Annotated in this window: 6 protein-coding genes and 1 pseudogene; 3 read left to right on the forward strand and 4 right to left on the reverse strand. The window is 73.1% G+C overall.

Translation table 11 applies throughout. From position 1 onward, the window contains the following. Positions 1-190 precede the first annotated feature (190 nt). From ACFP2V_RS15575 to ACFP2V_RS15590, 4 genes are all read right to left on the reverse strand, one after another. A complete protein-coding gene (locus ACFP2V_RS15575) occupies positions 191-661 on the reverse strand; it encodes a DUF6099 family protein (protein WP_381211658.1) in 471 nt (156 codons plus the stop codon). Positions 662-880: 219 nt separating this feature from the next. After that, positions 881-1,246: a nucleotide pyrophosphohydrolase gene (locus tag ACFP2V_RS15580; RefSeq protein ID WP_381211834.1), complete on the reverse strand. Its 366-nt coding sequence runs from the start codon at positions 1,244-1,246 to the stop codon at positions 881-883. A gap of 13 nt (positions 1,247-1,259) precedes the next feature. After that, a complete protein-coding gene (locus tag ACFP2V_RS15585) occupies positions 1,260-2,486 on the reverse strand; it encodes an AAA family ATPase (protein WP_381211661.1) in 1,227 nt (408 codons plus the stop codon). 125 nt (positions 2,487-2,611) lie between these two features. After that, on the reverse strand, positions 2,612-3,010 hold the full coding sequence (locus tag ACFP2V_RS15590) for a cell division protein SepF (RefSeq protein WP_381211664.1): 399 nt from the start codon (positions 3,008-3,010) through the stop codon (positions 2,612-2,614). Positions 3,011-3,210: 200 nt separating this feature from the next. Between ACFP2V_RS15590 and ACFP2V_RS15595 the strand changes: the two are divergent. The 3 genes and pseudogenes from ACFP2V_RS15595 to ACFP2V_RS15605 all read left to right on the forward strand — a co-directional run. After that, positions 3,211-3,369, forward strand: a pseudogene (locus ACFP2V_RS15595) (TerB family tellurite resistance protein); the annotation flags it as partial. Between the two features lie 211 nt (positions 3,370-3,580). Continuing rightward, entirely contained in the window at positions 3,581-4,936 is a 1,356-nt protein-coding gene (locus ACFP2V_RS15600) for a hemolysin family protein (RefSeq protein WP_381211667.1), read from the forward strand. Further along, positions 4,933-5,952, forward strand: a complete 1,020-nt coding sequence (locus ACFP2V_RS15605; protein WP_381211669.1) for a hemolysin family protein — start codon at positions 4,933-4,935, stop codon at positions 5,950-5,952. Before ACFP2V_RS15600 ends, ACFP2V_RS15605 begins: the two co-directional genes overlap by 4 nt. Positions 5,953-6,000 lie beyond the last annotated feature (48 nt).

A 6,000-nucleotide genomic window follows, 5' to 3' on the forward strand; every position in this document is an offset into this window, starting at 1 on the left:
CGCACCGCCGGTGTGTGGGCCGGGCGTTGGCCGGGTCGAGTGGTGGCCGCCGCGGGAGAGCGGGACGAGGTGGTCGGGGGTGGAGCCGAGGACGCGCGGTTCATGATGATCAGCAATCTCAGCATCTGGCCGGCCGCCCGTGAGCACCCCGGACGGCCGACCAGCCGGTTCACCGACTTCAGGACACGGCCTATCCCGCCTCGCGTTCCGCGAGGGTCCGGTCGCGGTCCGCCAGTTTGCGGAGCATCTCCAGGACGCGGTCGCGAGACTCGTCCGCCGCGTCGATGGCCTCCACGCACTGCCAGTACGAGGCCTCGTCGTCCGCCGCGGAGGCCATGCCGACCAGCGCGATACCGACCTCGCCGAGGAGTCCGCCCAGGTGCAGCAGGACCTGCCGGGCGTCACCCAGGTCGGTGAGCAGGGCCGCGCGCAGTTCGCCCGCGCCGAGCCGCGGGGTGTCCAGCACACCGCAGCCGCGGCCCGCCAGCTCGGTCAGCCCCAGGGCCTCGCCGCGCAGTTCGGGCGGGCCGGTGACCGCGAGGCGGCTGCCTATCGCCTGCGCGAGGGCCTGCGCCTGCCACACCTCGGTCGAGAGGTCCGGCACACCACCGGCAGTGGTGAGGGCCCGTCTGCTCGTCTCTATGAGCCGCACAGCGTCCATGCGCCGCCCCTGTCTGTCCGACGCGCTGCCCACGCGTCCGCCCAACTTCCCTGTTCACTACCCAGAGTGAGACCGTTTGAGACAGAACACCTGTCGGAAGGTGGAAATCTGTGGACAACAATTCGAAAACGGTCGACATATCGACTGCGGAGAGTGATAGCGGAGAAGCTCCCTCCGCAGGGTGACGGTCCGCGGAGGGGCAGCCCGCGGAGGGCCCGTTCAGGCCGGGAAGCGGTGCTCGTTGCGGTCGATCTTGGCGTCCAGCACGGCCAGGGGGTCGATGCCGAGCACCTCGCACAACTGGAGGAGGTAGGCGAGCACATCGGCCACCTCGTCGCCGACGCGGTGCGCGGTGTCGGGGTCCTCCATGACGCGGGCCGACTCCTCCGGCGTCAGCCACTGGAAGATCTCGACCAGTTCGGAAGCCTCCACACTGAGCGCGGCGACGAGGTTCTTCGGGGTGTGGTATGGCTGCCAGTTCCGCGCCGCGGCGAACTCGGCGAGCCTGCGCTGGAGTCCGGGCACGTCCAGCGGGGCGGGCGGGCCGGCGGGGGCGGTGGGATCGGTGGAGGCAGTGGGGCGCATCGGGTCGGGCGTGTCAGTCACGGTGCAGGTGTACCACCGTCACGCCGTCCACCCCTGCGGCCCAGGAGGCGTCGCTCACCGAGCCGACCAGCCGGATGTGTCCGCGCTCGCACATCCGCGCCGCCAGCCGCAGCATTTCCGTGCGCTGGAGCGGGTCCATGCCCCGGTCGAGCCCGTCGGCGAGCACGGTGAGGGTCTGCAGCGCGGCCGGGACCTCGCCGGGTGCGTCGACCTCCAGTACGCCGGGTCCGGTGAGCAGCACCAGGGCGAGCGCGACGTACCGCAGCTCGCCGTCGCCCAGCCGTCCGAGGTCGGTACGGATTCCGTCGCCCCGGTCGAGCAGGGCGCGGACCAGTCCACCGCCGTACGGCTCGGCGAGCAGGCCGGCGACCGGCCCGGCGCATCCGGCGCGCACGGCGGACACCAGGAGCCCGTACCGGATCGCGCACTCGGCGTGGGTGCGCCACAGCACGTCGGCGAGGTTGCCGCAGCCGCCGAGCAGCCGCCCGGTGCCGGTCGGCACCGGGTCACGCATGCCGTCGGGTCGGGGGTCGCAGGCGAAGACCGAGCGCAGGGCCACCACCATCTGCTCGGCCGCGGCCAGCACCCTGCGCTCGCCGGGCGTCCGGCCGGCGACGCGCAGCGGCAGCAGCGCGGTGCCCAGCCGGTCGTCGGGCAGCGGGCCACGGGTGACCGGGGTGGCCCCGGCGGTGTGCCAGGCGGCCTGCACCGTGCGGCGCCGGGGGTCGCGCAGCGCGGTCTCCAGCAGGACCACACCGTCCGCCGTCAGCCGCTCCCCCACGATCCGCAGCCCGGGTTCCGCCTGGACGGCGACCTCGAGCCGGACCGGGCCCTCGGGGCCGTCGGCGGTGCAGCCGATGCGGAAACCCCGGCGGTCCTGCGCGTCGGCGCGGGCCCGTTCCGGCACGCACGCGTCCGGTACGGGGAAGGCCTCGCCGAGTTCGGCCCCGCCCCCGAGCCGGGCGAGCGCCTCGTAGGCCCGCAGGGCACTGGTCTTGCCGCTGCCGCTGGCCCCGGCCAGCAGGGTGAAGGGCCCGAGCGGGAGCCCGGTGTTGCGATGCCCGGCGAAGGCGGACAGCAGCAGCTCGATGAGGTGCGGCCGGTCCGGGCGCCCCTGGGCGACGCCCGCCCCGGGGGAGGCCCCGGGGAACGGGGCGACGGAAGCCGGGGAGGAGGGCGGGGAGGACGTGGGCGGCGGCGACAGCTGGGGCAGGGTCATGTGCGGGACGCTAGAGCTACGGCGCGGGGCGAACCGTTCCGCTTGTGCGGACTTCCCACGATCGAGCGAAGCGGACGCCCGCCCGTTCACTTCCCGGACCTGGGGACCTGCCCGGCGAACAGGTCCTAACCGTCCCCGGGAATCCCGACGCCCTGCATCAGGCCCGCCACTTCGGTGCCGGCCGGGGTCAGCAGGAAGACATTGCGGTCGACGCGGTGCATGCCGCTGCCCAGGCCGAAGACGACGCCGGTGCTGAAGTCCAGTATCCGTTTGGCGACGTCGCCCTCCGCGCTGGTGAGGTCGAGCAGGACCGGGATCCCCGCCATCAGCGTCTCCGCGACATCGCGGGCGTCCGCGAACACGTTCACCCGAAGGACCACGAAGCGGCGTCGCGCCTCGGTCTCGGCCTCGGGGACGGACCGGTGGCCCACCGAGGACGGCCAGGCGTCGCGGCCCCGCAGCGGAACGACCTGGGCGAGCCCCTCCCACTGTTCGTCGGTGACATCGTGGCTGTTCACCGGCATGCTCCGTCCTGGGTCGCGCTGACTGTCTGCATCGGGCAATTCTTACGCATGGCCACCCGTTCGGCCCAATGCGACACACTCCGTCGCCTCGGGCCGCCCGGGGTGAGCCCTTCTGCCCCGGGGCCGGGTCCGCCAACTTCCACGCTGCTGTGGATACCGGCTGTCGACACCGCCCGGGGACCGGTCTGTCACCACACGACAAGCCGGCCGAGGCGCGTGCCGTGATCCGGATCGGCATCGGCATCGTCATCGTCATCGTCATCGGCGGCGCGGACGGCGACTTCGACCAAAACGAGCAGGCGGTCGTCCGCGAGGCGTGCTTCGCGCCGGGGCTGCCGCCGCACGGGTTCGGCCTCTGAGTCACGGGCCGGACCGCGCCCAGGCGGGTACGGTCCTGCCTCTTGCGGGAACATGGCCCCCGTCGGGATCGTTGGACCGCTGACAGGCCCCACCAGCGCGTATACGAGGAGTCACGCACGTGTCCGCCAGATCGACGGACCCTCCGGGGCACAGTCCCCGACCATCCCGTCACGCACCTGTTGAAATCGGCACCCGGCGAGGTGGTGTTGGATGAGTGCCGTAGAGGCCTTGCTGGGCCTGCTCGCCGTGTTCGTGCTCACCGCCGGCACCGGCTATTTCGTCGCCCAGGAGTTCGCCTACGTCTCCGTGGACCGGCTCGCGCTCGCCCGTGAGGCCGAGGCCGGCGACCGCAGGGCCGCCCGCGCCCTGAAGGTGCTGGGGCGGCTGTCCTTCATGCTGTCGGGCGCCCAGCTCGGCATCACCGTCACCGGTCTGGTCGTCGGCTTCATCGCCGAGCCGTCGGTGTCCGCGCTGCTCCGGCCGGCGCTGTCCGGCCTCGGACTGCCGGACGCGGCCGTGAGCGGCGTCTCCGTCGTGCTCGCCTTCGTGCTCGCCACGATCGTCCAGATGGTGCTCGGCGAGCTGGCCCCCAAGAACCTCGCCATCGCCGTGCCCGAGCGGCTGGCGAAGGCGCTGGCCGGCTCGACCCTGGCGTATCTGAAGGTCGTCGGACCGCTGGTGCGGATCTTCGACAATGCCGCCTCCCGGCTGCTGCGCCGCGTCGGCATCGAGCCGGTGGAGGAGCTGCACCACGGTGCCACGCTGGAGGAGCTCGGCCATCTGATCGGCGAGTCCCACGAGAGCGGGGCGCTGCCCGGGGACACCGCCACCCTGCTGGACCACGCGCTGGAGTTCTCCGAGCGGACCCTGCACACGGTGATGGTGCCGCGCGCGGACGCCGTCTTCGTCCGCGGGGAGGCGAGCGCCGACGAGGCGGTCGGCCTGATCGCGGCGTACGGCCACTCCAACTACCCCGTGCTCGGGGACCACCCCGACGACGTCGCGGGGGTGCTGGGCGTGCGCGAGCTGATGGCGGTGCCCGCCGGTCTGCTGGCCGGCGCCACCGCCGGCGCGATGGCCAGGCGGCCCCTGCTGCTGCCGGACACGCTTCCGCTGCCGGACGCGGTCGCGCGGATGCGCGAGCAGGGCGACGAGTTCGCGGTCGTCCTCGACGAGCACGGCGGCGTGGCCGGCATCGTCACCTACGAGGACATCGCCGAGGAGCTGGTCGGTGACATCGCCGACGAGTCCGACACGGTCTCCGAACCGGCGGTCGCCGACGGCGACGGCTGGCTCGTGGACGCGGGCCGCCGGCTGGACGAGGTGGCCGAGGCGACCGGCGTACGGCTGCCCGAGGAGGACGACTACGAGACCGTGGCCGGGCTGATCGTGGACCGGCTGGGCCGTTTCCCCATCGTGGGTGACCGGGTCACCGTCGAGCTGCCCGGGGGCGGCCGCGCGGTGATCGACGTACGCACCCTGGACCGGCATGTCGCGGAGCGGGTGCGCATCACCCCGGTCGCGCCCCCGGCGGAGGAAGCCCGGAAGACGGAGGAGTCCGCATGAGTTTCCCGACGGCTCTCTTCGTGACCGTGCTGCTGCTGATCGGCAGCGGGTTCTTCGTGGCGGCCGAGTTCGCGCTGGTCGCCGCCAAACGGCACCGCATGGAGAAGGCGGCGTCCGAGGGGCGGCGCGGCGCCGGTGCCGCTCTGGCGGGCATGCGCGAGCTGTCGCTGATGCTCGCCGGTGCCCAGCTGGGCATCACGGTGTGCACGCTGGGCCTGGGCTCGGTGTCCAAGCCCGCGATCTCGCACGAGCTGGACCCGCTGCTGCACAGCCTGGGGCTGCCGAGCGCGGTCAGCTACGGTGTGGCGTTCGCCGTCGCGATGACCGTGGTGGTGTTCCTGCACATGGTGGTCGGCGAGATGGCGCCCAAGTCGTGGGCGATCGCCCATCCGGAGCGTTCCGCGATGCTGCTCGCCCCGTCGTTCCGGGCGGTGGTGAAGGTCGTCCGGCCGCTGATCCATGTGCTGGACGTGGTGAGCAACGCACTGGTACGGATGTGCCGGGTGAGCCCGCGCGACGAGCTGGCCTCGGTCCACGACCGGGAACAGCTCACCCACCTGGTGGTGGAGTCGGAGCGGCTCGGTCTGATCAGCGAGACCGACTCGCAGTTGCTGACCCGCTCGCTGACCGAGCCCGACACCCCGGTCTCCGCCCTGCGGATCCCGGCCGACGAGATCGACTCCGTCGAGGGCGACGCGGGCGTCGACGAGGTGCTGCGGGTGGCCACCGCGTACGACCGGACCCGTCTGCTCGTCCGTGACGGCACCACCGTCCTCGGCGCGATCCACGCGCGTGACGCGCTGGTCGCCCGCGCCCGGGGCCGTGCCACGAGCGCCCGCGAGCTGGCCCGCCCGGTGCCCGAGCTGACGGACACCACGACGGTCGCCGACGCGATCGACGTGCTGCGCCGCCGCCGGGGCACTCTCGCGGTGGTCCGGGACGACACGGGCCGGCTGACCGGCCTGGTCACCCTGGACGACCTGCTGGCCCGGCTGATGCTGCCGGCCGGGGGCTGACCCACCACCTCCACCGGCACCGGCACCGGCACCACGAGTACGGCGAAG

This window comes from Streptomyces incanus (assembly GCF_042656345.1).
GTDB lineage: Bacteria > Actinomycetota > Actinomycetes > Streptomycetales > Streptomycetaceae > Streptomyces > Streptomyces incanus.